24 protein-coding genes are annotated in these 26,184 nt (G+C 34.6%); 16 read left to right on the forward strand and 8 right to left on the reverse strand.

Features of this window, described 5'->3' with window-relative positions; all coding sequences use genetic code 11:
- Positions 1-161: 161 nt before the first annotated feature.
- From IPM51_09550 to IPM51_09565, 4 genes are read right to left on the reverse strand one after another with little or no spacing between them, the layout of a single operon-like run.
- Positions 162-1,094 carry a hypothetical protein gene (locus IPM51_09550; protein ID MBK9284547.1) on the reverse strand — a complete coding sequence of 311 codons (933 nt, stop codon included), beginning with the start codon at positions 1,092-1,094 and terminating at the stop codon, positions 162-164.
- On the reverse strand, positions 1,091-1,711 hold the full coding sequence (rsmG, locus tag IPM51_09555) for a 16S rRNA (guanine(527)-N(7))-methyltransferase RsmG (GenBank protein ID MBK9284548.1): 621 nt from the start codon (positions 1,709-1,711) through the stop codon (positions 1,091-1,093). Before rsmG ends, IPM51_09550 begins: the two co-directional genes overlap by 4 nt.
- Complete coding sequence (locus tag IPM51_09560) at positions 1,711-2,334, reverse strand: sigma-70 family RNA polymerase sigma factor (protein MBK9284549.1); 624 nt, start codon at positions 2,332-2,334, stop codon at positions 1,711-1,713. The genes rsmG and IPM51_09560 overlap by 1 nt, the downstream gene beginning before the upstream one ends.
- Positions 2,322-3,458 carry a glycosyltransferase gene (locus tag IPM51_09565; GenBank protein ID MBK9284550.1) on the reverse strand — a complete coding sequence of 379 codons (1,137 nt, stop codon included), beginning with the start codon at positions 3,456-3,458 and terminating at the stop codon, positions 2,322-2,324. The genes IPM51_09560 and IPM51_09565 overlap by 13 nt, the downstream gene beginning before the upstream one ends.
- A 72-nt stretch (positions 3,459-3,530) precedes the next feature.
- Here IPM51_09565 and hxpB point away from each other — a divergent pair, with 72 nt between their 5' ends.
- Genes hxpB through IPM51_09595 form a run of 6 tightly spaced genes read left to right on the forward strand, consistent with a single transcriptional unit; the run spans position 3,531 to position 8,892 of the window.
- Entirely contained in the window at positions 3,531-4,208 is a 678-nt protein-coding gene (gene hxpB, locus IPM51_09570) for a hexitol phosphatase HxpB (GenBank protein ID MBK9284551.1), read from the forward strand.
- Positions 4,209-4,225: 17 nt separating this feature from the next.
- Positions 4,226-5,356 carry a tRNA guanosine(34) transglycosylase Tgt gene (gene tgt / locus IPM51_09575; GenBank protein ID MBK9284552.1) on the forward strand — a complete coding sequence of 377 codons (1,131 nt, stop codon included), beginning with the start codon at positions 4,226-4,228 and terminating at the stop codon, positions 5,354-5,356.
- Complete coding sequence (locus IPM51_09580; protein ID MBK9284553.1) at positions 5,356-6,474, forward strand: LptF/LptG family permease; 1,119 nt, start codon at positions 5,356-5,358, stop codon at positions 6,472-6,474. The genes tgt and IPM51_09580 overlap by 1 nt, the downstream gene beginning before the upstream one ends.
- Before the next feature lie 59 nt (positions 6,475-6,533).
- Complete coding sequence (locus IPM51_09585; protein MBK9284554.1) at positions 6,534-7,988, forward strand: glycosyltransferase family 39 protein; 1,455 nt, start codon at positions 6,534-6,536, stop codon at positions 7,986-7,988.
- Entirely contained in the window at positions 7,985-8,494 is a 510-nt protein-coding gene (locus IPM51_09590) for a GNAT family N-acetyltransferase (protein ID MBK9284555.1), read from the forward strand. Before IPM51_09585 ends, IPM51_09590 begins: the two co-directional genes overlap by 4 nt.
- Positions 8,491-8,892, forward strand: coding sequence for a peptidylprolyl isomerase (locus IPM51_09595; protein MBK9284556.1), 402 nt, complete (start codon positions 8,491-8,493; stop codon positions 8,890-8,892). The genes IPM51_09590 and IPM51_09595 overlap by 4 nt, the downstream gene beginning before the upstream one ends.
- An 11-nt stretch (positions 8,893-8,903) precedes the next feature.
- Here IPM51_09595 and IPM51_09600 read toward each other — a convergent pair whose 3' ends face one another.
- Positions 8,904-10,997: a tungsten formylmethanofuran dehydrogenase gene (locus IPM51_09600; protein ID MBK9284557.1), complete on the reverse strand. Its 2,094-nt coding sequence runs from the start codon at positions 10,995-10,997 to the stop codon at positions 8,904-8,906.
- 144 nt (positions 10,998-11,141) lie between these two features.
- Between IPM51_09600 and IPM51_09605 the strand changes: the two genes are divergently transcribed.
- From IPM51_09605 to IPM51_09620, 4 genes are read left to right on the forward strand one after another with little or no spacing between them, the layout of a single operon-like run.
- Positions 11,142-11,669 carry a C40 family peptidase gene (locus IPM51_09605; GenBank protein ID MBK9284558.1) on the forward strand — a complete coding sequence of 176 codons (528 nt, stop codon included), beginning with the start codon at positions 11,142-11,144 and terminating at the stop codon, positions 11,667-11,669.
- Entirely contained in the window at positions 11,669-12,793 is a 1,125-nt protein-coding gene (locus tag IPM51_09610) for a hypothetical protein (GenBank protein ID MBK9284559.1), read from the forward strand. Before IPM51_09605 ends, IPM51_09610 begins: the two co-directional genes overlap by 1 nt.
- A 42-nt stretch (positions 12,794-12,835) precedes the next feature.
- Entirely contained in the window at positions 12,836-13,501 is a 666-nt protein-coding gene (locus tag IPM51_09615) for an OmpH family outer membrane protein (protein ID MBK9284560.1), read from the forward strand.
- A gap of 13 nt (positions 13,502-13,514) precedes the next feature.
- On the forward strand, positions 13,515-13,916 hold the full coding sequence (locus IPM51_09620) for a nucleoside triphosphate pyrophosphohydrolase family protein (protein MBK9284561.1): 402 nt from the start codon (positions 13,515-13,517) through the stop codon (positions 13,914-13,916).
- Position 13,917: 1 nt separating this feature from the next.
- Here IPM51_09620 and IPM51_09625 read toward each other — a convergent pair whose 3' ends face one another.
- Positions 13,918-16,905 (reverse strand): DNA polymerase III subunit alpha, encoded by a 2,988-nt coding sequence (locus IPM51_09625; protein ID MBK9284562.1) that lies wholly within the window; start codon positions 16,903-16,905, stop codon positions 13,918-13,920.
- Between the two features lie 285 nt (positions 16,906-17,190).
- Positions 17,191-18,387: a DNA polymerase IV gene (dinB, locus tag IPM51_09630; protein ID MBK9284563.1), complete on the reverse strand. Its 1,197-nt coding sequence runs from the start codon at positions 18,385-18,387 to the stop codon at positions 17,191-17,193.
- A gap of 190 nt (positions 18,388-18,577) precedes the next feature.
- Between dinB and yidC the strand changes: the two genes are divergently transcribed.
- The 3 genes from yidC to IPM51_09645 all read left to right on the forward strand — a co-directional run bounded on the left by yidC (position 18,578) and on the right by IPM51_09645 (position 22,243).
- On the forward strand, positions 18,578-20,464 hold the full coding sequence (gene yidC / locus IPM51_09635; GenBank protein ID MBK9284564.1) for a membrane protein insertase YidC: 1,887 nt from the start codon (positions 18,578-18,580) through the stop codon (positions 20,462-20,464).
- 93 nt (positions 20,465-20,557) lie between these two features.
- Positions 20,558-21,679 (forward strand): glutamine-hydrolyzing carbamoyl-phosphate synthase small subunit, encoded by a 1,122-nt coding sequence (carA, locus tag IPM51_09640; protein ID MBK9284565.1) that lies wholly within the window; start codon positions 20,558-20,560, stop codon positions 21,677-21,679.
- Positions 21,680-22,243, forward strand: coding sequence for a CopD family protein (locus IPM51_09645; GenBank protein ID MBK9284566.1), 564 nt, complete (start codon positions 21,680-21,682; stop codon positions 22,241-22,243).
- On the opposite strand, the gene IPM51_09650 is transcribed toward IPM51_09645, so the two are convergent.
- Positions 22,240-23,292 carry an SPOR domain-containing protein gene (locus IPM51_09650; GenBank protein ID MBK9284567.1) on the reverse strand — a complete coding sequence of 351 codons (1,053 nt, stop codon included), beginning with the start codon at positions 23,290-23,292 and terminating at the stop codon, positions 22,240-22,242. The genes IPM51_09645 and IPM51_09650 overlap by 4 nt on opposite strands.
- A 135-nt stretch (positions 23,293-23,427) precedes the next feature.
- Here IPM51_09650 and IPM51_09655 point away from each other — a divergent pair, with 135 nt between their 5' ends.
- From IPM51_09655 to IPM51_09665, 3 genes are all read left to right on the forward strand, one after another.
- A complete protein-coding gene (locus tag IPM51_09655; GenBank protein MBK9284568.1) occupies positions 23,428-24,285 on the forward strand; it encodes a DUF1571 domain-containing protein in 858 nt (285 codons plus the stop codon).
- Positions 24,286-24,375: 90 nt separating this feature from the next.
- On the forward strand, positions 24,376-25,143 hold the full coding sequence (locus IPM51_09660; protein ID MBK9284569.1) for a rhomboid family intramembrane serine protease: 768 nt from the start codon (positions 24,376-24,378) through the stop codon (positions 25,141-25,143).
- 36 nt (positions 25,144-25,179) lie between these two features.
- Positions 25,180-26,184: an SRPBCC family protein gene (locus IPM51_09665; GenBank protein MBK9284570.1), complete on the forward strand. Its 1,005-nt coding sequence runs from the start codon at positions 25,180-25,182 to the stop codon at positions 26,182-26,184.

Here is a 26,184-nt window from a genome sequence, read left to right on the forward strand (position 1 = left end):
AAGAACTCTGAATCCGTCTTTTGCGTTTACAAAAAGAGAATTAACGAGGAATACTAAACTAAAAATATTTTTTCATGAATTTGTTGAGTTAAACTAATAAAGATAATAAATCAACCAACAAATAGCAAGCTTGCATTATAAATTTTATTTACAAGGGAATTCTATTGTACAAGAGGTTCTAAACCCATTTCAGTTCTTCTTTGGTTCAGTTTTTCAGGTTCAATTACCGGATAATAAACATTTTTCCGGTTCGACAAATAAAATTGGGTAGAGTACACCTGTTTCTCTCCTCTTGTGATTTTAATTTTATCAATGTAATAACATAACGTTTTTTTATCCATTTTACCCAAACTAGCTGCAGCTTTAAAAAGCTCGAGGTATTTTTCCCTTATTTCTATGGGAGAGTAACTGATAATGTAAAATGGAACTAAACTGGCATTATCTCCACATAATTCTTTGTCGGTATACCCAAATTCAGCAAATATTTTTTCTATTCGCAGCGAGCTAACGGAGTCATTCAAATAAATTTTCTGAATATATTTTTCGGCTAATTTCGGGTTTGACCAACAGTGATTTACACTGTCAATAAAATTGGCATTTTTAGATTTAAAATGTTCATCTATTTTCATTAAATGAGTAATTAGCGTGTCGTTTAGTTTATTGTTTTTGGATATATATTCTGTTTTAACCGGATGGCCTTTTTCATAATAAATAAATTTAATAGGTTCACCTGTGCTGTTTAAGTATTTCCATTTTCCATAGTAATAATAGTGTATTTTTTCAGGCGTGTTTTTGATTTTGGCTCTACCGGCACTGTAAATATTTTTAGTTCCGGGATAATAGTTGGTGGTTATTAATTTTTTACCTCTTTTTCTTTCTTTTCTTTCTAATTCACCATTCATATTGTAATAATACCAAGTGCCAATAGGATTTCCGTTTCTGTATTTTCCTTCAGATAATTTTTTACTTTTGCTTGCATCAGTATAAGTGATCCAGCGTCCTTTTTTTTCTTTTTTTCTAGTATACTGATTAATTTTTGTTGAGCAAGAGCTTAGTAAAGCCAATAAAAAAAATATTCGGTTGAAGCGAATCATGCCTTAAAATAAACTACTTTTTTCGATTCAAAAAATTCTTCTGAAAAATAATCTTTTAAATCATGCAATACGGCATGTTGCAACATAGGTCCAAATTCATCTTTTAAATCGCCACCTTTGAGATATAGAATGCCATTTTTAATTTCATGATTGTTTTCCGCTAAAAATTTGTGCTTTACCCATTTGTGAAATACAGGAAACTCTGTAACGGCGCGGCTTACAACAAAGTGAAATTTTTCTTTCACTTCTTCCGCCCGTTGTTGCCGGGCTATCACATTTTTTAGTTTTAGGGCTGTGGCCACCTCTTGTACTACTTTAATTTTTTTACCGATACTGTCAACCAACAGAAAAGTGCTATCCGGGAATAGTATCGCTAATGGAATGCCGGGAAATCCTCCTCCTGTACCAACGTCTAATATTTTAGTGCCGGACTTAAATTGTATAATTTTTGCAATACCGAGCGAATGTAATAGATGTCGCTCTTCAAAATGCTCCATATCTTTTCTGGAAATAACATTTATTTTGCTATTCCAATCTTCATATAAAGCTTGTAATTTTTCAAATTGTGTAATTTGAGTCGGACTTAATTCAGGAAAATATTTCAGGACTAATGAAATCAATACTTTTCCTTACTATTTTTTAAGGCACTGTATAATAAATCTCTGGCCCTGAATAATTGAGCTTTAATAGTACCGATGGGCAAGTTCAATCGCTGAGAGATTTCTTCATGGCTTAATTCATGAAAATAAAATAACTCAATCATTTCTTTATACTTCGGTTTTAATCCATCTACTAAAACCCGAATTAATTCTATTTTTTGTTTTTTGATAAAATGTTCTTCCGGATCTAATGTTTCGGTTCTGATGTTAGCTGAATGTTCTTTGCTTTCAGAATTTTCCGTTTTATTATCAATCGAAACAGCATTCATTTGCTTCTTTTTGCGTAAAAAGTCAATGGCATTGTTACTGGCAATTTTAAACAGCCAGGTACTAAATGCGTAATTAGGACTGTATTGTTCTAATTTTTTGAATGCGCGTCCGAATGCCTCAATAGTTAAATCATCGGCATCATCTTTATTATTACACATTTTAAGCATTGTGAAGTAAACACTTTCCTTATATCTGTGCATTAATTCTGCAAAAGCTTTTTGGTCTCCATTATCCAATGCAAGACGAACCAACTTATAGTCATAAACGGCTTTGGTGGTGAGTTTATGTTCGTTATTTTCTAGTTCGTCCATTTGCCCGGTTTATAGAATAGTTTACGAAGATGAAAAGCTGGATATAATATTAAAAGTACGGGTTCAAAGAAAACACTTCCCCACAAAAGGTCCGATTCATTTAATTTTTTTGTGGCTTTGTTTAACATAATCCAATGGATGATTACTTTTAAAGTTAATAAAATAGGAGCTATTAAAATAGTGTTAATCGACAAACAAAGGCCAAGCAACGATAAATAAAAATAATATTGTGTGAAATAGGAGAAAGCTATCCGCGATTTTGAACTTGATTTGTAGAGTGGAGCAGTACTTAAATGTCTTGCTTTTTGTATAGTCCAATCTCTGTAATTTTTTTTCGGTTTTGAATAGGTGATGGCCTCTTTATCAACACATACCTGAGTGTTAAGACCACTGGCTACATTATTTATAAATAAATCATCATCTCCGGATTGAATATGATAATGATTGGAGAAACCCTTTGATCGAAAAAATAAATCTTTGGTGTAAGCTAAATTGCGACCAACGCCCATATACGGTTTATGTTTTATGGCTGCAGATAAATATTGAACGGCAATCATAAAAGCATCAAATCGAATAAGCTTATTTAATAATCCGGTATGTTTTTCGTAGGCCCCGTACCCTAAAACAATTTCTTTCTTTTCGGTAAAGCAACTTGCCATTTCTTTGAGCCAATTTTCGCTGGCCGGATAACAATCGGCATCGGTTAGGAGTAAGTTTTCGTATTTAGCCCCTTTAATTCCTACAAGAAGAGCAAATTTTTTACCGTGCTTATAATAATCATCTTCTTTAATAGTGACCTTTTTAAGATTGTCAAAAATTCTCGAAAATTCCACAATTACATTTTCGGTATTATCAAAACTGCAATCATTCACCACAATTACCTCATATTCGGGGTAATTTTGCGAACATATTTTTGGTAAAAATTCGGTGAGATTATCATCTTCATTTTTTGCACAAATGATAATGGAAACAGGAGGTAAATGATTTTCTGCGTTTTTCTTTTTATAAAACACCAAGGGTAAAATATTTACGCAATACCCGATTATTAACAAAAGAATGCCTGCAGCGGCAAACAGACATAATATTTCCGGCAGCCCTAATTCATTAAATTGAGGGAAAATCATCCATGCAAAAGTACTCGGTATGCAGGAGGCAAATATGCCTATCTTTGTAACTATTAAACAAAATAATTAACAATGCTGCAAAACTACAAAGCGCTGATATTGGATATGGACGGGGTACTGATCGACAGCGAGCCCTTATGGCGCAGGGCCATGATTAGAGGATTTAATGATATAGGCCGGGATTTTACCGAAGATGATTGTAGGAAAACCACCGGATTAAGGTTTAGAGAGGTGGTTGAATTTTGGCTTAAAAGCTGGTGTTTAAACAGCGTAAGTATTTCGGATGTAGAACAAAACGTAATTAACCATTTGATAAAACTAATCGATTTGGAAGGTCAATCAATCACCGGCATTGAACAGGTTATTGAATTGGCTAAAAAAAATAAGCTGAAATTAGGTTTGGCCACTTCATCTTATCAAATTTTGATTGATGCGGTAATTAATAAGTTGAAATTGCAGGGTGTATTTGATGTTATTGTTTCAGCGGAGAAAATGGAATACGGTAAACCACATCCTGAAGTGTTTTTGGCTTGTGCAAAATTATTACAGGTGACTCCGCAAGAATGCATAGTGATTGAAGATTCGGTAAACGGAGTAATAGCAGGAAAAGCCGCACAAATGGCCGTAATTAGCGTTCCGGATATCGACCATAAATTCTTAAAACAATTTGCCGTGGCCGATTTTCAATGTGAAAACATGCAAGAAGTTTTAAGACTATTTAAGGAAATAAAGTCCTTGCACAAGGCTTAATGTATATCTTTGTTTGATTGAAATTTTCACTTCAACATACCGACCTTAACTCCCAAGCTAGAGCGGGATTAATAGAAACCGATCATGGTAATATTGAAACGCCAATTTTTATGCCCGTTGGTACTGCCGCAACGGTTAAGGCGGTTCATCAACGCGAACTTAAAGAAGATATAAAGGCTCAAATTATTTTAGGAAATACCTACCATTTATTTTTAAGGCCGGGAATTGATGTTATAAGACAAGCGGGCGGAATTCATCGATTTAACGGCTGGGATAAACCTATATTAACAGATAGTGGAGGTTATCAGATTTTTTCCTTAGCTAATCAACGCAAATTGAGCGAAGAAGGAGCAACCTTTAAAAGTCATATTGACGGAAGCACTCATTTTTTTAGTCCCGAAAGTGCAATGGACATTCAAAGAGTAATTGGGGCCGACATTATCATGGCTTTTGATGAATGTACACCTTATCCTTGTGAAAAAAAGTATGCACAGCGTTCAATGGAATTAACGCATCGATGGCTTTCTCGTTGTGTAAAAAGATTTGATGAAACAGAAGGTTTATATGGATATCAGCAAACTTTATTTCCCATTGTTCAAGGCAGTGTGTATAAAGATTTACGAGTACAATCAGCCGAATTTGTTTCGGCTCAAAATTGTTTTGGAAACGCAATAGGCGGATTGAGTGTGGGAGAACCGGCAGAAGAAATGTATGAGATGACAGCCGTTGTTACAAATATTTTACCAAAAGAAAAACCAAGGTATTTGATGGGTGTAGGCACTCCGGTAAATATTTTAGAATGCATTGCGCTTGGCATAGATATGTTTGATTGTGTAATGCCTACCAGAAATGCACGACACGGCTTATTGTTTACTTCAAATGGAATAATAAATATCCGAAACGAAAAGTGGAAGAATGATTTCTCAAAATTAGATGAACAGGGTACAACATTTGTTGATCATCAATATAGTAAAGCGTATTTGCGACATCTGATAGTAAGTAATGAAATTCTTGCCGCTCAAATTGCCAGCATTCACAATTTAGGATTTTATTTATGGCTTGTAAAAGAGGCTAGACAGAAAATTATAGCCGGTGATTTTTTAAAGTGGAAAAATGAAATAGTTACTAAACTGAACGAGCGTTTATAATGCTTACATTATTGGATAAATATATTTTAGGGAAATTTCTGCGTACATTTTTCTTTTCGATTACGCTGATTTTATTAATCTTCATTGTATTTGATATTAAAGAAAAAATTCAAATTTTCACAACATCCGATATTCCGCTGAAAGAAATTATTTTTGATTATTACCTGATGTTCATTCCTTATTACGGTAATTTATTTTCTCCAATGTTCACTTTTATTGCGGTTATCTTTTTCACTTCAAAAATGGCCCATCAAACCGAATTTGTAGCCATATTATCCAGCGGTACCAGTTTTAAACGAATTTTAAGACCTTATTTTATTGGAGCGGCAATTATTGGTTTAATTTCTTTAACCTTAAATCATTTTTTATTACCTAAAGTATTTAAGGTTAAAGTTGGGTTTGAAGATAAATACATAAACGATGGTTATAATGTAGAGGAACACAATATCCATAAAAAAATTGGTTCTAATCGATTGCTTTATTTTGAGAGTTTTGATTTGCGGTTGAATATGGCATATAAAGTGAGTATTGAGGATGTGCTCAATAATAAACAAATTTATTTTTTGAGTGCAGCTAATATGAAGTGGGATTCAATTGCTAAGGACTGGACTTTGAATAATGTTTATGAGCGAAAGATTATTGAACAAGATAGACTAGATACGTTGAAAAATCAAAAACCCATTTTTAAACAAATAGAAACCAGAAGCGAAACAAAAAAAATGAGATTAGAGTTTAAACCGGAGGATATGATGAGATATGAAAGTAAAATTGAAGCGATGACTACGCCGGAACTTAAACAATATATTATACGCGAACGTATGAAAGGATCCAACAGGATTGAATTTTTTGAAGTAGAACAATTCAAGCGAACTTCCTTTCCATTTGCAACTTTTATTTTAACGGTTATCGGCGTTTGCGTTTCGAGTAAAAAAGTGAGGGGTGGAGTTGGCTTGCAGATTGCTTTAGGGTTAGTTTTAAGTTGTCTTTATATTATGTTTATGTATATTTTTACAACTATCGCTACAACCGGGTTTGCAATTCCGTGGTTGGCCGTTTGGACTCCCAATATTATTTTTAGTTTTGTTGCTATCTATTTTTACCGAACTGCGCAAAAATAATGAAGGAAGTTATAAATAGGTTTAAAAATAATTTTTCTCCTCTACAGCAATTACTCATTATGGGGTCTGTTGTAAGATTGTTGGCGGCTATTTTCAGTAAGGGATTTGGGTGGCACGACGATCATTTTTTAATAATCGAATCCTCGTCAAGTTTCGCAGATGGATTTGATTACAATTATTGGTTACCGGATTCAAACGACCCAACTCGAGTAGCTCAAGGTCATCCTTTATTTTATGTAGGTATTCATTTCTACCTTTTTAAATTCTTCAATTTAATTGGATTGGAAAATCCCCAGTTTAAAATGTTTATTATTCGTTTGTTGCATGCATTCTGGTCGTTATTAGTCATCACTTATTCTTATCGGATTGCTTTACAATATGCAAGTAAGAAAGTAGCTTGGTATGTCGGACTTTTTGCGGCTTTATATTGGTTTATGCCATTTATGAGTGTAAGAAATTTAGTGGAGTTTGTTTGTGTACCTCCGATCTTATTAGCAATATACTATTTGCATAGCACAAAAATAAACACAAAAAATGTTGTGCTGGCTGGTTTTTGGTTGGGCATTGCATTTTCCGTTCGTTTTCAAACAGTTTTTGTGGCCGGAGGAATCGGACTTGCCATGTTGATTCAAAAGTATAAAATTAAGGATATCATTTTAATTCTTCTTTCGTTTTTAAGTGTGTTATTGTTAACTCAGGGTGCTGTTGATTTTTATATATGGAAAAAACCATTCGCTGAATTTTTAAGTTATGTGCAATATAATTTAGATAATGCAGGTGCTTATGGTACGGATAATTGGCATATGTATTTTGATTTAATTTTCGGATTATTAATACCACCATTAAGTATTCTATTGGTAGCGGGGTATTTTAAAACCTGGAAATCAATGTCTCTGCTGTTTTGGCCTGTGTTTTTTTACGTTACCTTTCATACCTATTTTCCAAATAAGCAAGAACGATTTATAATGACAATTTTACCCTTACTTCAAATTGCAGGTACTGTTGGTATGTTTCAGCTGTATGAAAAATACAAGAATAAAGTAAATAAGGGTTTATTTAAATTCTCGAAAGGTTTTGTAATCGTAGTGAACATTATTTTATTAGCCGTTTTAACTCTTTCATATAGCAAAAGGCATCGAGTAGAATCTATGTTGTATTTATATCATCAAAAAGATGCTGTTGCTTTTATGGTTGAAGACAGTAATAAAGAAAATGATTTTTTAATGCCACCATTGTTTTATTTTGGCAAATGGTTTTCTGTGCTTGGAATCAATAAAAATTTTAATGCAGATTCCGCTTTACAGGCTTACAATACTATTCCTGCCGATAAACAACCAAATTATATAGTTTTTATGCAAGGAGAAAATATTGAAAAAAGGGTGAAAGAAGTTAAAAAAAGATTTCCCGATTTAAAATTTGAAACCACCATTGAGCCAAGTTTTATAGATAAAACGTTATACTACTTAAATCCTTTGAATGATAATCAAACAGCATTTATTTATAAATTAAAATGATAACTCTTCGGAAATTTGAAAAAACAGATTTGCTTAGAATTGTTGAACTTTTAAACAACCCTAATGTTTCGCAATTTACCAGCGACAGAATTCCATATCCGTATACTGAATCAAATGCTGAAAAGTTTTTGGAAATAGCATTGACCTCAAATGGCGCGCAGCTTTATGCAATTATTTTGGATGGATTACTCATTGGCGGTGTAGGCATTCATCCGCAAGAATTAAATTTGAATAGGAATGTAGAACTGGGTTATTGGATTGGAGAAGAATTTTGGGGTAATGGTTATGCATATGAAGCTGCAAAGCTGGCTGTAACGATTGCCTTTAAAAACCACGAAATTCATAAAATAATGGCCAGAACTATGCAGGGCAATATTGCTTCCGAAAAAATTTTAATTACACTTGGTTTTAAGTTAGAAGGTGAATTAAAAGAACACATCTTCAAACGAGGGAAATTTTTAAATGAAAAGTACTGGGGATTATTAAAATCTAATTATAAAACATGAAAAATATAGCATTCTTCCTCCTGTTATCAAGCGTTTCTTTCGCTCAAGAGGAAAAAAAGGAAAATTTAATTCAAGTAAAAGAAGGTAATTCTAATTACAGCAATAAATCCCCAAAGGAAATTTGTGAGGCTTTACGGTTAAGAGTTTTAGAAGGGGAGTTATTTACAACTATTGCTCAACAATACAGTGAAGATCCCGGTTCATCGGTAAATGGAGGTCTTTACCAAAATGTAACGAAAGGAATGATGGTTCAGGAATTTGAAGAGAACGCCTTTAAATTAAAAGTAGGAGAAATTTCTGAAGTGTTTGAAACGCAATACGGTTTTCACTTTTTACAAGTTCAGGAAATTAGAGGCGAAAAAAGGGACGTACGACACGTATTAATCAAAAACAAATAAATTAAGACATTTCAATATCTTAACAATTCTGAAATTATTGTCGCCACTTTTTCGGCATTCGGAAGCATGGTTTTTTCAAGTGTGGAGTTTAAAGGAATGGCAGGCATATTTTCGGCACCAATAACTTTAACAGGTGCGTCCAAAGATTCAAAACAATTTTCCTGAATGCGAGCTGCTATACTTTGCGCAAAACCATTGTGAACGGGCTCTTCTGTTAAAACTATTACTTTATTGTGTTTTTTAGTGGCCGCAAAAATGGCTTCTGTATCTAAAGGTGCTAAGGTTCTTAAATCAATTATTTCTATTTGTCCGTTAAATTCCTTTGCAGCAGTTTTTGCCCAATAAACGCCCATTCCATAAGTAATTATAGCCAAGGACTTTCCGGTCTTGATATTTTCTTCATCTGCAGAAATAACGGTTCTTGCCTTACCGAAAGGGATTATGTAATCTTCGTCCGGCTCAATAGTTTTAGCATCTTCAGTACCTTTTATTTTACTCCAGTATAATCCTTTGTGTTCAAGCATTACAACCGGATTTGGGTCATAATAAGCGGCTTTCATTAATCCTTTTAAATCGGCTCCCGTGCTTGGATAAGCAATTTTAATCCCCTTAATATTAACCAATACACTTTCTACCGAACTGGAATGATACGGACCACCGCTTCCATATGCACCAATGGGTACTCTTAAAATCATACTTACAGGCCATTTTCCGTTACTTAAATAACAACTACGGCTTACTTCGGTAAACAACTGATTTAAACCCGGCCAAATGTAATCTGCAAACTGAACTTCTACAATTGGTTTTAAACCAACTGCACTCATACCAACTGTAGATCCAACAATAAATGCTTCTTGGATTGGCGTATTAAAAACACGGTAATCTCCGAATTGTTGCGCCAGTGTTGCTGCTTCCCTAAAAACTCCCCCTAATCGGGCTCCCACATCCTGGCCATATAATAAACATTCTTTGTGTTTTGTCATTAATTCCCGTATGGCAAACAATGCACTGTCAACCATAACGGTTGGCTGTTTGCCTTCCGGTGATCGTATTCCTTTTTCTTCAATTACCGGGGTTTCTGCAAAATCATGTAAAAATAAATCTTCCGGTCTAGGATCTTCTTCTTGTAATGCTTCTTCATAATCTTTTTTTACACGAGCTTCCGCTTTCAATTCAATACTTTTTATTTCGGAAGCGTCTACTCCGCCAATTATTAATTGATTTCTTAATCTAGGTAAAGGGTCACGCTTAGCCGCTTCTTCTAAATCATGTCGGTACCATTCTTTTCGTACTCCGCTGGTATGGTGATTGAGCAAGGGCACTTTAGCATGGAGTAAAACAGGTTTTCTTTCTTTTCGAATATATTCTAAACATTCAAATACGGTTTTATAACTTACTATAAAGTCAGTTCCATCAATGCTTCGATTTTCTAACCCTTTAAAACCTTTTGCAAAATCCGACATGTCCTGAAATCGAATTTCACTGGCATGCGCACTGATATCCCATTCATTATCTTGAATAAAAAATAAAATCGGTAATTTTTTAAGAACTGCCATGTGTAAGGCTTCAGAAACTTCACCTTCAGTACAACTGGCATCGCCTAACGAACAAACGGCAACCGGATTTACCCCATTATAATCTTTGGCCAAACCGGCAAGTTCTAAATATTGCAAGCCCATGGCAACTCCTGTGGCCGGAATCGCCTGCATTCCGGTGGCACTGGATTGATGTGGAATTTTGGCCATATCATCTCTTTTCAAACTGGGATGAGCGTAATAAGTTCTACCACCGGAAAAAGGATCGTTTCTTTTCGCAAGTAATTGCAACATTAAATCAAAGGGTCTTAATCCCATGCCTAATAAAATACTATCGTCGCGATAATACGGACTCACAAAGTCTTGGGGTAATAATTGCAGACCAAGAGCCAATTGTACAGCTTCGTGTCCCCGACTAGTGGCATGTACGTACTTGGCAGTTACTTCTTTATTCGCTTCAAAAAGTTCAGCCATACTTTTGGCTGTACACATCAATTCAAATGCATTTTTAAGAGTTTCCAAAGGAATTTTTGTTTTCACATCGGTTGGTTTTGTATCAATATCCGCCATTTATAGAACAATATGGCAATAAATATAACCATTTCTCACGGTTTTTAAAAGAGGAAAAATGCCAATATGTTGTTAACAATGAACTGTATACAAATGATTTTTCTTTATCCCATAAGGCTGATTTCTGTTGGTAATTTTATAGCAATGAAATTGTTCAAGCATATTGCAATATTTTCCTTTGCTATAGCGTTGGTGTTCAGCTCATGTAAGAGTAAAAAAGATCTTTCAAAAAAAACAGTATCAACGCCAAGTGTTTCTTGGAAAGAAAGTCTGAATTTAAGTTCGAGAGATGTTAAACACAGTAAATTATATAGTTTTATTGACGAGTGGTATGGCGTTCCATATAAGTATGGGGGTTGTAAAAAAAGTGGTGTAGATTGCAGTTGTTTTACTGATAATTTATATGCGGAAGTTTATGGAAATAAATTAGGCCGAACTGCCGGTGAGATACATAAATCTTGTGAAAAAATAAGCAAGCATAAATTAGAAGAGGGCGATTTGGTTTTTTTTATCATTAACGGCCGCAGTATTTCACACGTAGGCGTTTATTTAAAAGATAATAAGTTTGTACATGCAAGTACAAAACGCGGAGTAATAGTTTCAGATTTAGATGAAGCGTATTATAAAAAGTATTTTTATTCAGCCGGCAGATATAAAAAAGAGTCTTCTTAATGAATTTGTTTAACCTTACAATTCCGCGAAGATTACGATTTTTAACCATGCTGTTAAGCGCAGCGCTGATTATTTCTATTATAATTAGCTGGCCGCTTTGGGGTTCCGCACAATTTTATCCGGATGATCTTTTAATCCCTTCTTTGTCAATTCTATCCCCATATAGTGGTTTATTGGCAATTTTGAGTGTTCTTTTTCTTGTCGTTTCTTTATTTCATGAAAAAAGGCGCATATTTATTTTATGCGCTATCCTTATAAATATTCTGCTTGTTGCACTTGATTTTAACCGATTACAACCCTGGTTTTATATTTATAATTCCATGATATTGCTTTTGGTCTTTTATAATGGACGAGTTGATAACGCCTCTCACTTTACTTACATTTTTATTTGTTTACAGATTATCCCGGCCGCTGTTTACATATATAATGGAATTTACCAATTAAACCCGATTTATTTAAATAATGAAATTATGGATTCTTTGGTGGGTTGGGAAAACAAGTTAAGCAGTAGGCAATTTCAGTTTCTGATGAAAGCCAGTCTTGTTTTGCCATTTATTCAACTCATTTGCGGAGTGGGATTGTTAATTAAACCGATTCGGTTTATTATAATACCCCTTTCCATTTTATTTCATGTTTTACTTTTAATTTTATTGATACCCTCAGATCAAAATCAGAATTATGCCATGTGGTTTATGAATTTGGTTTTTATTATGCTGGTATTATTTTTGTTTTCAGGAAAAACCGAAGCTCGATATTTCTCCTATTCTATATTGCTTCAAAAACCTTTGTTTTACCTGGTTGTTTTTGCGTTTTGTATTCATCCTTTTCTTAAACTTAATTCGCAATGGCAAAGACAACCTGATTTTTTAGTGAGAGCCGGATTATCCAATGAAAAAAAAGTGAGCGTATCAGAATCGGAATTTCTTTTGTTACCTGATTATGTAAAGTACTTTTGTGAATATAAAAATGGTGCATTTGAAGTTAAATTGGGTAAGTGGTGCAGGCACGAACTTTTATCCGATCCGGTTAGTGGTAAAATCAATATTAGAAAATTTAACAATTCCCCTGCCTTGGCCCGTTCTGTTGTTAAAGATTCAGAAGATGTGCTTAGTTCTCTGCAATAAATTCAATAAGATTTTATATTTGTAGCTTAATTATTAAATGAAATGAATAAAGCTATTATTGGATTAAATGCCGTGTTGCTTATTGCAGTCGCATTTTTGTTTTATAAAGTAAGTAATATAGGTAAAGCGGATGAAAGTAATTCGGAGACGCCTATTGAAGCAAAAGCAAGTGAAACTGAGAAAGCGCCGGTTAAAAATAATTTATCTGAAGCCACAACACCTACCGGAAAAATTGCATTTGTAAATATTGATGTAATAAATGAGCAAAGCGAAGAGATAAAAGATTTGGTGGCAGAGGCAAAACGGAGTAAAGGCAATATGGAAGCGAGTATTGAGCGTTTGAGTATGGAATATCAACGCAAGATGGAGGCCTATCAAGCTTCTGCTAAAGCCGGAATTGCACCTGAAAGTGAAATGCTGGCTAAGCAAAAAGAAATTATGGCCATCGAAAAGGAGGCGCAAAACAAACAAATTCAAATTGATAATTTCACCATGTCTATTAATGAAAAAAATATGGCTTTTCAGCAATCGTTAAAAGATTTTTTAGTAAAATGGAATAACGGAAGGTATGATTATATTTTATCCTATAGTGATGCGGTGCCTACTATGCTTTTAGGTAATGCCAATTTAGATGTAACCCAAGAAATTATGGCGAAAGTGAATGAAGAGTATTTGGCCAAAAAGGAAGCTGCAAAAAAGAAAAAATAATATTATGAGCAAGTTGTATGAGAAAATAAAGTCGGTAGAGGAATTTCACGAGACGTTTAAAATTGGTAATGCAAATCAGATTACTTTGGTTGAAGAGCGTGACTTTCAGTTGCGTTATAATTTGATTAAGGAAGAGAATGAAGAATATCTGGAGGCGTGTAAGAGCGGTGATATTATTGAAATAGCTGATGCTTTGGGGGATCAATTATATATTTTATTTGGAACTATTCTTAAACATGGTTTGCAACATAAGATTGAAGAGGTATATGATGAAATTCATCGCAGTAATATGAGTAAGTTGGATGAAAATGGTGAGCCTATTTTTAGAGAAGACGGAAAAATATTAAAATCCAGCAAATATTTTAAACCTGATATTCGGAAAGTATTGGGTGTTGGCCGTGAAAAACAAAGTTAATTTAACTTTCAATTAATTTCTCTCGGTCGATTACGGCCAGTCTTTTCATTTCATCTACTTCTAGGCTGATGAAATCGTACTCTGAACTTACTTTCCCTTTTAATAAATAGCAGCCCGGTCCGGTAAAGGGAAACTGTTTGGCGGAGGGGGGAAAGTGTACGGTGTCAATCCATCTCCCTTCAATATCAATAAATGTTCCAAAATGCATGCGATCTCCTTTGGAAGTAATGGCATGTTTAATGGTGATTAAATAACCTGTAATGTTTATTGTTTTACCGATATAGCTGGGTAATTCTGCGGAAGTTAATCGGGTGGGAATACCATCGCGAAGTAAATCAAACGGTGAACATAAAGAAAATCCAAGTAATTCAATTTCTTCGAAGGCAGCGTCAAAAATATTTCCGTTTAATTTAGGTAGTTTCCATTTTTTGGGCGCAATATCAAACAACTCTTTCATTTTTACTTTTTTGTATTGAGGATTAATGAGTGCGTGTATTTCCCAGAGCAGTTCTTTTTTGTTTTTACCGGTAAAATCAAAGGAACCTGCCCGTATTAATAAACGCATTTGTTCAATGGGCAAATAAACGCGTTTTGTAAAGTCAAGGAGGTTGAGGTAAGGGCCATTTCTCTCTTTTTCATCTAATATATCCACTATACTTTGCTGTTCGAGTTCACTAATCATTCCTAAACCTAAAAAAATGGTTTTGCCATGTATGGTGCACAAGGCAGTACTGTTATTGATACAAGGCATTTTTATTTCAGCCCCATGCATTCGGGCTTCGTGTATATATAATTCTTTGCGATAAAAGCCGCCTCCGTTATTTAGCGTGGCAACCATATATTCCAGCGGGAAATAAGCTTTGAGATAAAGTGCCTGATAACTTTCAACAGCGTAACTAGCCGAATGTCCTTTGGAAAACGCAAAATTGGCGAAGCTTTCAATTTGTTTCCATATTTCTTCAATCAGTAGTGGTGGATATTTTTTTTCGGCACAATTGGCAAAAAAATTATCTTTTACTCTGTAAAATTCATTACGTTGTTTATATTTCCACGACATGCCTCTTCGTAAATAATCGGCTTCAGCTAGCGATAAGCCTGCAAATAAATGCGCCACTTTAATCACATCTTCCTGATATACCATTACGCCGTAGGTTTCGGCAAGTATATCGTATAGCTCGGGTAACTTTTTACGGGCCTGCGTTCGTAAGTTTTCGTTCCGGAAACGTACAATGTATTCGCGCATCATACCGCTTTTGGCAACGCCCGGCCTGATGATGGAACTGGCCGCCACTAAACGCAAATAGTCATCGGCTTTTAATTTGGCAAGCAACATACGCATGGCAGGTGATTCAACGTAAAAACAACCTATTGTTTTTCCTTCGCGTAAAAGTTTTTTTACTTTTTCATCCTGCATAAAGGGCTCTACGCGATGTATGTCAATATTTATTTTTTTATCGGGGTGTGCTGCTGCATTGGATTGGATAATGCCAAGGGTGTCTTTTATTTTTCCTAATCCCCGCTGACTCAGTATATCAAATTTATATAAGCCAATATCTTCCGCTTCTAACATGCTAAATTGCGTGGTCGGATAACCTTTAGGAGGCATAAAGGTTCCGGTGTAAGCGCAAACCGGTTCTTCTGAAATGATGATTCCGCTGGAGTGTATACTCATGTGACTTGGAAAACCGTGAATGAGTTTACTGTATTTTAAAACGAGCTTACCGATATGGTCTGCTTGTTCGAAATTTTTGAGAGATTGCAGTTTATCAATTTCAGCAGGGGGTAAACCAAATACCTTTCCTAATTCACGGGTAACCGCATCGTGCTGAAAAGTGGAGTAGGCGCCGAGTAAAGCGGTATGCTCGTGTTTATAGGTGTCAAATATATATTTGGTAATATCATCTCTGTCTGTCCAGGAAAAATCGATGTCAAAGTCAGGAGCGTTAGTTCTGAATTCATTAATGAATCGTTCAAAATACAAATCCAGTTTCACGGGATCTACATCCGTAATCCGTAACAGGTAAGCCACAAGGCTATTGGCGCCGCTCCCTCTGCCAACATAAAAAAAGTTATTTCTCCGAGCGTATGATGTGATGTCCCAGTTGATCAAAAAATAAGAAGCAAAATTCATTTTGTCAATTACATCCAATTCTTTGGTAATTCTGCTTTTTACTTCTGTTGGTATTGTATTATACCGGTATTTTAAACCGTTTTCACACTCACTTCGGAGTAAATCCATATCGCTACTACGACTTCCGGAAAAATATTTTTTATTTTTATAAGAGAGTTTCCCGAAATCAAACTTCACTTCGCAATTGTTTAAAATATACTCGGTGTTATTTATAATGTGTGGGTAATCCCGAAAGGCTCGTATTAAATCTTCTTTATGAATCATGCATTCATCGGCATGGCCTTGTTCTTGAATAGAAAGTTTACTCAATAAAGTGTTATTGTCTATTGCTCTTAATAAACGATGTGCATTGTGGTGCGCTTTTCCTCCGAAACTCACGCTATGCAAGGCTACCAGTTTATGTGTTTGTAATTTAACGGGAGAAAAGGAAAGTCGGCTTAATTCTTTAGGAGATACGCCAATATATTCATTTGCTTGAAGCGCTTGTCCTTTGTACTTGTGATATGGGTAAATCACAAATGCATTTGTAAAAGATGGAGCGATATCATTAAACTTTAAATTTTCGTGCAGATGTTTACTCAGGTGCAAATTAATTTCCTGAAAGCCTTGGTTATTTATAGCAAGAACAATATATTGTTGTTGAACTCCGTTTCTGAAATCTACTCCAATCACCGGTTTTAATCCTTCGGGCATTTCGTTTTTAGCATGTAAACGCAAGGTTTTCAAACAGGCCGAAGTGTTATTGATATCGGTTAAGGCAAAACTTTGATGTCCTGCTTTTTTTACTAAGGTGCTTAATTCTTCAATGGATAAAGTTCCGTAGCAAAAACTATAATAAGTATGGCAATTTAACAGCACGCATCCTCCTCTTTCTTTTTTGGTATTTGTATTTACTATGCGTTTATTTTTTAAACCACATAGTTTTTATAGTTTATAGCTTTTTATTCAATTGTTACTGTATTTTCTTTTCTTTTCCTGAAAAGGGATTAAAATCATGATGTTTAACTTCCATTCCGGTTGCCCCAACTACCTCGTAGGTTATTTGATCCAGATATTTTCTTGTTAACTTATCCATGCTATGTTACTATGTGTTTATTTTTTAAACCACATAGTTTTTATAGTTTATAGCTTTTTATTCAATTGTTACTGTATTTTCTTTTCTTTTCCTGAAAAGGGATTAAAATCGTGATGTTTGACTTCCATTCCGGCGGCCCGTTTTATAATTCCGTTATCTCCAAACCGTTTTCTCATTTTATCCATAGCCTGGTACAATAATAATTGCTCACTGCAGTCTTCAAACAAATTGTACTGATAGCTACCTTGTATTAAGTGACTAAAACGTACTCCTATTAAACGGATCAGCATTCTTTTTTGATACAATTTGTCAAACAACTCTTTTACTTTTTCAATAAGGGTGTGATCGAGTGAGGTATAGGGTATGCGTGCCTGCATGGTGTAGGTATTAAAATCCGAGTATCTTATTTTTACGGTAACACAGGCTGTAAGTTTTTCTTCTTCCCTTAGCTGGTAGGCTAATTTCTCTGTCATACTTAATAATATTGATTTGAGTTGTTTTACATCAATGGTATCTTTATCAAAAGTACGTTCGGTGGAAATGGATTTTCTTTCTGAATAAGGTTCAACATTTGAATTGTCAATGGCATTTGCTTTTTTCCATATCATTACGCCGTTTTGTCCGAGAACTTGTTCCATGAGTTCAACCGGCATTTCCTGTACGGTGCGTATCCATTGTAATCCCATGCCACGCAATAACTGATAGGTTTTATCACCCACCATTGGGATTTTGTTGATGCACAAGGGTGCTAAAAAACTTTTTTCGGTTCCATACGGAATTTCTTTTTGTCCGTTTGGTTTTGCCTCGCCGGTTCCTACTTTGGCCACGGTTTTGTTGGTGGATAAGGCAAAGGAAATGGGTAAATGCGTTTCTTTAATAATGCGTTGCCGTAATTCTCCCGCCAGTTTATAACAACCAAAAAATTTATCCATACCGGTGAGGTCAATGTAAAATTCATCAATGGACGTTTTTTCATACAGCGGAACACTCTCTTTTACAATTTCGGTTACCTCATTTGAAAATTTACTGTATTGTTCGGAGTCGCCTCGAACAACAATGGCCTCCGGACAAAGTTGGCGGGCCATTTTCATGGGCATGGCCGAGTGTATTCCGAATTCACGGGCTTCATAACTGCAGGATGCTACAACGCCACGATCGCCCGCACCGCCCACCAACACAGGTTTGCCAATCAATTTCGAATTATTTAATCGTTCTACCGAAACAAAAAAAGAATCCAGATCCATATGCATAACTGAGCGACTCATTTTACGTAATTATTTAGCACACTAAAGTTACCACTATCTGTAGCCGTTGATTGCTATGATTTATAGTATATATTGTTAATACTTTTAGGGGATTAACACGACGTGAAATACAAAGGAGAAAAATTAACCTCATTTCACTTTTTTTACCAGCTAAATAATCCTACATTTGCCCCGTTAAAAAATTGAACTGTTGGATAAAAAATCACTTATAGGCCTTGGATTAATTGCTGCAATACTTGGGCTTTGGCTTTGGCTCAGCGGACCTACTAAAGAACAAATGGTTCGAAACAAGCAAATTAAAGATTCTATTGAAGCTGTAAAGCAAGAAGCGCAAACGGCAGAATTGGCCAAAACAGTGGCTATTCAACAAGCGCAAGATACCATAAAACAAGCGCAAATAACCGAAATTTCTGATTCAGCCAAAGCTGCACAAGATCATGCGTATTACAAAGATTTTACCGCAGCAAGCAAAGGCACAGCAGCAAGTTTTACTTTAGAAAATGATGTGATGAAAGTGATTGTGGCGAATAAGGGTGGAGTAGTAGAGCGAGTTGAATTGAAAAAATTTCATCGTCCGGATGATACCACTCCTTTGGTTTTATTTGAAAAAGATTCAACAGTATTTGCATTGCGATTAAATGCATACGACAGAACGAGAATTTTTACAACAGACAGTTTTTATTTTAAACCGGAAAAAGTTACCGCCAACAGTATACAGTTGAAATTGGAAACAGAAAAACCGGGAAGTTATATTGAGTACTCGTACAAATTAAAACCGGGAGAATATATTGTTGAATCGCATATTCGATTTGTGAACATGCAAGGCATTTTATCGCAAACCGAAGATCAGTTTCAATTGGCCTGGGCGATGAATTATCCAACACAGGAAAAATATATCATCAAAGAAAAACAAGCAGCTACCATTTACTATAAACAAGATTTAAATAGTCCGGATAATTTAAATCCGATGACGGAAACTGAAGAACAAAAAGAAATCAGCGAAGCGGATATTAAATGGATTTGTTTTAAACAACAGTTTTTTAACTCTACTATCATTGCCGAAAATAATTTCAGCAAAGCCGGCAGTTACGTGAAGTTATCGGCGCGACCTAATTCAACAACAACCGTAAAGGCTGCTTCGGCCGAATTGGGAATTCCATATAACCACAATGCGGATGAAAAATTCGCATTTAAATTTTATTTTGGTCCAAGTCATTACAATACTTTAGAAATTTACGGTAATGAATTTGAAAAAATTATTCCAACCGGATGGAGCATTTTCAGTTATATCAATAAGTGGTTGGTGATTCCACTATTTAACGGATTAAATGGCATGAATATGGGTATTGTAATACTTATATTAACCATAATTGTAAAAATTGTTTTACTTCCGATAGCCTATAAAACATACATGAGTGGGGCCCGAATGCGGGTGCTGAAACCGGAAACAGATGCATTGGCTGCCAAATTTGGAAAGGATGCTGATCCAATGAAAAAGCAACAAGAGCAAATGGCGCTCTACCGAAAGGCAGGCGTGAATCCGTTGTCGGGTTGTGTGCCTATGTTGTTACAATTTCCAATTTTGATTGCCTTGTTTAATTTCATGCCTTCTGCCATAGAATTAAGACAAAAAGGATTTTTATGGGCTGACGATTTAAGTACATATGATTCCATTTGGACATTTGGAGAAGTGCCCTTTATCAGTTGGGCTTATGGAGATCATATTAGTTTATTTGCAGCGTTGATGTTTGTGAGTACCATCATTTATACTTATGCAAATAGTAGTTTAATGCCTCAGCAAAACACGCAAATGCCTGGAATGAAGTTTATGATGTATTTTATGCCTGTTATTTTCCTAGCGGTAATGAATCGTTACGCAGCTGGTTTAAGCTGGTACTATTTTTTGGCAAACATGTTTACCTTTTTACAAAACTGGATCATGAAGAAAATTATCAGCGATAATAAAATCAGACAGAAAATTGAGGCCAATATGAAAAAACCGGCCAAAAGTTCTTCCTTCCAAAAAAGACTCGAAGATATGGCTAAGCAAAGACAGCAACAGATTAAGAAAAGGTAATTTTTTGTAAGTTTTAAAATACAATTAACAACTCATTATTCTCTCAATTAAAAATTGCAATTTTACATCTCAGATAATCTATAATCTGAAAAAATGCAATTAAAGTACTCTTCACGTCCCGAAGCTATTCTGCTTTTACAAGACGGAAAAATCTTCAAAGGAAAGTCAGCCGGTAAAACCGGTACCACTACAGGTGAAATTTGTTTTAATACCGGTATGACTGGATATCAGGAAATCTTTACTGATCCTTCATATTTCGGACAAATTGTAGTTACAACTAATGCTCATATTGGTAATTATGGAGTAGAAGAAAGTGAAGTAGAAAGTGATGGAATTAAAATATCCGGATTAGTATGTAAAAAATTCAACCAGGGTTACTCCCGGCCACGCGCACAAAAAAGTTTACAAAATTATTTTGAAGAAAATAATATTGTAGCCATTAGTGATGTGGATACACGCGCGGTGGTAAGATATATTAGAGATAAGGGTGCCATGAATTGTTTAATTTCTACTGAAACTCAAGATATCGAGAAGTTAAAAAAGCAATTAGCCCAAGTTCCTTCCATGCAAGGGTTAGAGCTGTCATCCAAAGTAACTTGTAAAGAAGCATTTCATTTTGGGAATGAAAATGCCAAGCACAAAGTAGCAGTAATTGACTTTGGTGTGAAAACCAATATATTGAGATCATTGGCTGAGCGAGATTGTTTTTTGAAAGTATTTCCGATGAAAACTGAGTTAAGTGAAATATTAAAATTTAATCCGGATGGTTTTATGTTGAGTAACGGACCCGGCGATCCGGGAGCTATGCAGCAAGAATCAACTCTTGTAAAAACGATTATAGAAACTGGAAAACCGGTATTTGGCATTTGTTTGGGTCATCAATTATTAGCCGAATCGCAAGGTATTAAAACCTATAAAATGCATGCAGGTCATCGGGGTATTAATCATCCGGTAATTAATAAAATAAGTGGAAAAAGCGAAATCACTTCACAAAATCATGGATTTACGATTAGCTCGGAGGATATAAAAAATAATTCAAATATTGAGATTACGCATTTGAATTTAAATGATGGTACCATTGAAGGAATTCGAATAAAAAATAAAAAAGTTTTTTCTGTGCAGCATCACCCTGAGGCTAATCCGGGGCCGTACGACTCCCGTTATTTATTTGATGAATTTGTTGAACTCATGCAATCCGATAAACGAAAAAGCTAAATGGATTACGTTTACGTAAAAGCAATTCATATCATTTTTATAGTTACCTGGTTTGCCGCCTTGTTTTATATTGTAAGACTTTTTATTTACAATGCCGAGGCGCAATTAAAAAATGAAATTGAAAAAACGGTTTTGACACAGCAATTCTTAATCATGCAAAAAAGATTGTGGTACATCATTGGATGGCCGGGTATGATTGGAAGTTTAATCTTTGGATGGTGGATGATCTTTTTAAATCCCGCTTTGCTCACCTTACCTTGGATGTGGCTAAAATTAATTGCTGTTACCTTATTAGTAGTTTATCATTTGCAATGTCAACGTATATTAAGCCAACAAAAACAAGGCATTTTTAAATTATCATCCACCAAACTTCGTCTTTTTAATGAATTAGCTACTATACTGCTGGTGGCTATTGTGTTTTTGGTAGTTGTAAAATCTACTTCCGGATTAATATGGGGAGTATTGGGATTGATTATTTTTGGTGGGATTTTATTTGTCGTAATAAAATTGTACAAGAAAAAACTGGAACAAAAGGAACAAACAGAAATTAATAAATCCAATTAATTGGTTTTTCGGATCCAGGCTTTTGGACACAGATCTTTAATAGAATTTAATTTATCCAGCGCATTCAATTTTGTATTGTAACCTCCGGCGCTTACTACATATAAATTTCTTTCATTTTTACCTGACATGAATGCTTTAATTCCTTTTGATTTTAGCTGCTTGATAAGCTTTTGAGCGTTGCTTTTTACACCAAAACAACCTAAAACAACTTCAAAATCTCCTCTTTTATTGATTGTAGATTCTTCTGTAGTTTTCGGGTGAACTAATTCGGTTACTTCAAAGGTTTTAACTGCAATTACTTTATGCTCTTCCAATTCAATATATGCAATACCATTTACATCGGAGGTATAATTAGTTTTTTCAACGTGCATCTCATTTAATATTAATTCCGGATATTGTATTAAATCGTACGTACTTTTTTGATTGTCACCTCCAATTGCAGCTTTTAGTTTTCCGCTAATTTTAGTGTTTGAAACAAAAACCAATAAGCCTGAAAATAAGAGTGCAAGAATAACTGCTGCCCAGGCTATTTGTCGGTATTTTTTAACCGGATTTGTTGCCGTTTTTTGCGTGGCAATAATTCTATCCTCTGTTTCAATTATGATGTTCTGTTCAATTGGACTAAGTTCTTTTACACTTAAAGCTGATAAACCAAATTGCGATTTAAGGAAATTGGTATTTGTGTCGGCTTCAAATTGAATATTTCCTTCGAAATCCGTGTAAAAAAAGCCAATATTATCGATGTTTAATCTCCCTTTTGTTTTGAGAATAGACGAACAATAAGCAGCAAACTCATTTAAGTGAATTCTGGCGTCCTGGGCCGTACAATTTAGCTTTTCCTTCAACCAAAGTAAAAGCAAACCATCATCTTGTTTTAATTGAACGTTAAAACCAATAGCCAAAGAAGGGGGATATAATAAACTTGAATTAGCGCTAAAATGAGCATCTGATTTCTTTAATACAAAGCCTCCGAATCCGGGAATAACCAAAAAATCATGCTTGTGCAATAATTCTTCAATGCCGGTAATTATTTGTCTTTGAATGTTCAAAATGGGTTGCAAATATAGCTTTACTACTCAAATATAGCCATTCTGAAAGCCTTTATCCACAATTTTTTTCAAATACTATTAAAATCAATTAAATTTTTCGTCAATTTAAATCAAGAATGGTATTTTTGCGCTTCTATGCAATTTAAATTCCGTTTATGCCTTTATGGAGCGTTGATGTTGTTGGGCATAAATATGTCTATTGCTCAAATAAAGCAAGATTTAGATTGCAAATCAGTTCTTGAAAAAGCCTTAAAATCAATTGATGAGGTGAAAAGTTTAAAGTATCACCTGCGTATTACGGAAAGAGGTAAAAAGGGCTATAATTTTTATGAGAGCTCTGTTAAGTTTCAAAAAAATCCACGAAAAATATATCTGTATATCAAAGGTATAGAAGTGTTGTGGGTAAAGGGTACCAATAGGGGCAAAGCTTTAGTAAAACCTAATTCATTTCCTTACATTAATCTTAATTTGGACCCTATGGGTTCATTAATGCGTCAAGATCAACACCATACTTTAAATGAAATGGGTTATGATTATTTCGCAACTATAATTGATCACACAATTAAGGATATAGGTGATAAATTTGATAATGTATTTTCATTAGGTGAAGAAGAAAGAATTAACAACAGAAATTGTTATAAAATTCAAATCAATAATAAAGAGTTTGGTTATACTACTTACACAGTAGGTGAAAATGAAAGTATCACAAGTATTGCACGTAAATTTTTCATCAGCGAATACATGATTTTAGAAAAGAATCCAAAGTTTAACGATTATTTTGACATTTTAAAAAAGGGCCAGGTAATTAATATTCCCAATTCATACGGTAAACTAGTTACTATTTATATTGATAAGTTGTACTTTCTTCCCATCAGTGTAAAAGTTATTGATGATAAAGGTTTGTACGAGGAATACAATTATCATTTCCTTCAGGTAAATCCTACTTTTAATGACACGGAATTTACCAAAGATTATCACGAGTATAAATTTTAGAGTTTTTGTTGTTCAATTCCCTAATTATCAACTTTTAACTTCTTTCATGATTTAATTTTTGCAATTTTAATCTACCATTTAATTAAATAGATGAAAAATTATTTAGGCAAAAAATTTATTCAAATAAGCAAATACCCTTTTCTCTTTTTGTTGCTAATTTGGATCGTGTTTTTCATCCAAACTTCGTATCGTTTCAATTTTGTAAAATGGGGTGTTTTACCCCGCGAAACGCAGGGCCTGCCCGGAATTTTTACTTCTGTTTTTATTCATGGAGACTTAGATCACATTCTCTCTAATTCGTTTCCGATTTTTATTTTAGGTCTTATGCTCTTTTTCTTTTATTCTAAAATTGCCCGTCAAGTGTTTGTTTGGATTTGGTTAATTTCAGGAATTTGGCTGTGGATTGGCGGAAGAAATAATCCGGATTATCCAATTTATCATGTAGGTGCAAGTACATTAATTTACGGCTTAGCCACTTTTTTATTTTTTAGCGGAATTTTCAGAAAACATTTACGCCTTATGGTGGTGAGCGCTTTGGTTGTATTTCTTTACGGAAGCATAATGTGGGGTATTTTCCCCTTAAAACAGGAAATTAGTTGGGAAGGGCATTTGTTCGGAGCCATTGCCGGGCTATTGGTGGCTTTTAATTTTAGAAAAGAGGGACCGCAACGTTTTGTTTACGAATGGGAAAATGAAACAGAAACGGAGGCAGATGTTTTGGAGACTGAAGAAGAGCGTGATTGGAAAGAAATTAATGATAAAAATGTGGTTGATAATAACCATAACGATATTAAAATAAATTATATCTATAAAAAATTTGAGGATTCCTTGCCTAAAAATTTTGGTGATGATAACTAATTACTTAGTTTTAATATAAATTTAAAATAAACTAATATGAAAAAAGTTGGAATTGCCATTGCTGTACTCTTTGTAATATATTTAGTATTAGCCCTGGTTGGGCCTACTGAAGTAAAAGTTGAAAGAAATATTTCTATAAGTTCAAGTGCGGATGCAGTGAAACCCTACTTAACGAATTTAAAATTATTTCATGATAAATGGAGCCCATGGACAGAAAAAGATCCTGCCGCCGAAGTGAAATATATAGGTACAGCCGGTGAAGCAGGCCATTTATTTTCATGGAATTCTAAAGTGGAAGAAGTGGGTACCGGCACTTTGGAGCTTGTATGTGTAACAAGTGATAGTGTAGTGCAAAGATTAGCATTTGAAGGAATGGGTGATTCAAAGGCTTATTATATTTTGAAAGAAAATGAAGGCAAAACCGAAGTTACTTGGGGCATGCAAATGAAAGCACCATTCTTCTTCAGACCAATGATGATGTTTATGAATATGGATAAAATGATTGGCCCCGATTATGAAAAAGGATTAGCTTCTTTAAAAAAGGTAGTTGAAGAAACTCCGGCTTCAAGTGGACAAGCGGAATTTGCGATTAAAGAAATAGAATGGCCTGAGGTTTATTATGCCGGCACAAAATTTGAGACTGTAAAGTTTAATGATTTAAAAAATTATTTCGGCAATAATTTACCTGCAATTTTTCAGGCTTTGGAATCACAAAAGGTGCAACCCGAATCGGCTCCATCCGCTATATACAATTGGTATGATGAAGAAAAGGGTGAAACTAATTTAGCGGCTGCGGTAAAAGTTTCAAAAGGTACTAATTTGAAAGGTTTTGAAATTCACACTTTTCCGGCTTGTAAAGTTCTGCATATTGAATTTTTCGGGAATTATGAAAAAATTGGCGATGCGCACATGGCTATGGATGCTTATTTGAAATCCCAGGGATTAACTAATGGTCCGGTTTTTGAAGAATATGTAACAGATCCTATGAAGGAAGCAGACACGAGTAAATGGCTAACCAACATTTATTACACATTAAAATAA

This window comes from Sphingobacteriaceae bacterium (genome assembly GCA_016715905.1).
In the GTDB taxonomy this organism is placed as follows: Bacteria; Bacteroidota; Bacteroidia; order B-17B0; family Aurantibacillaceae; genus Aurantibacillus.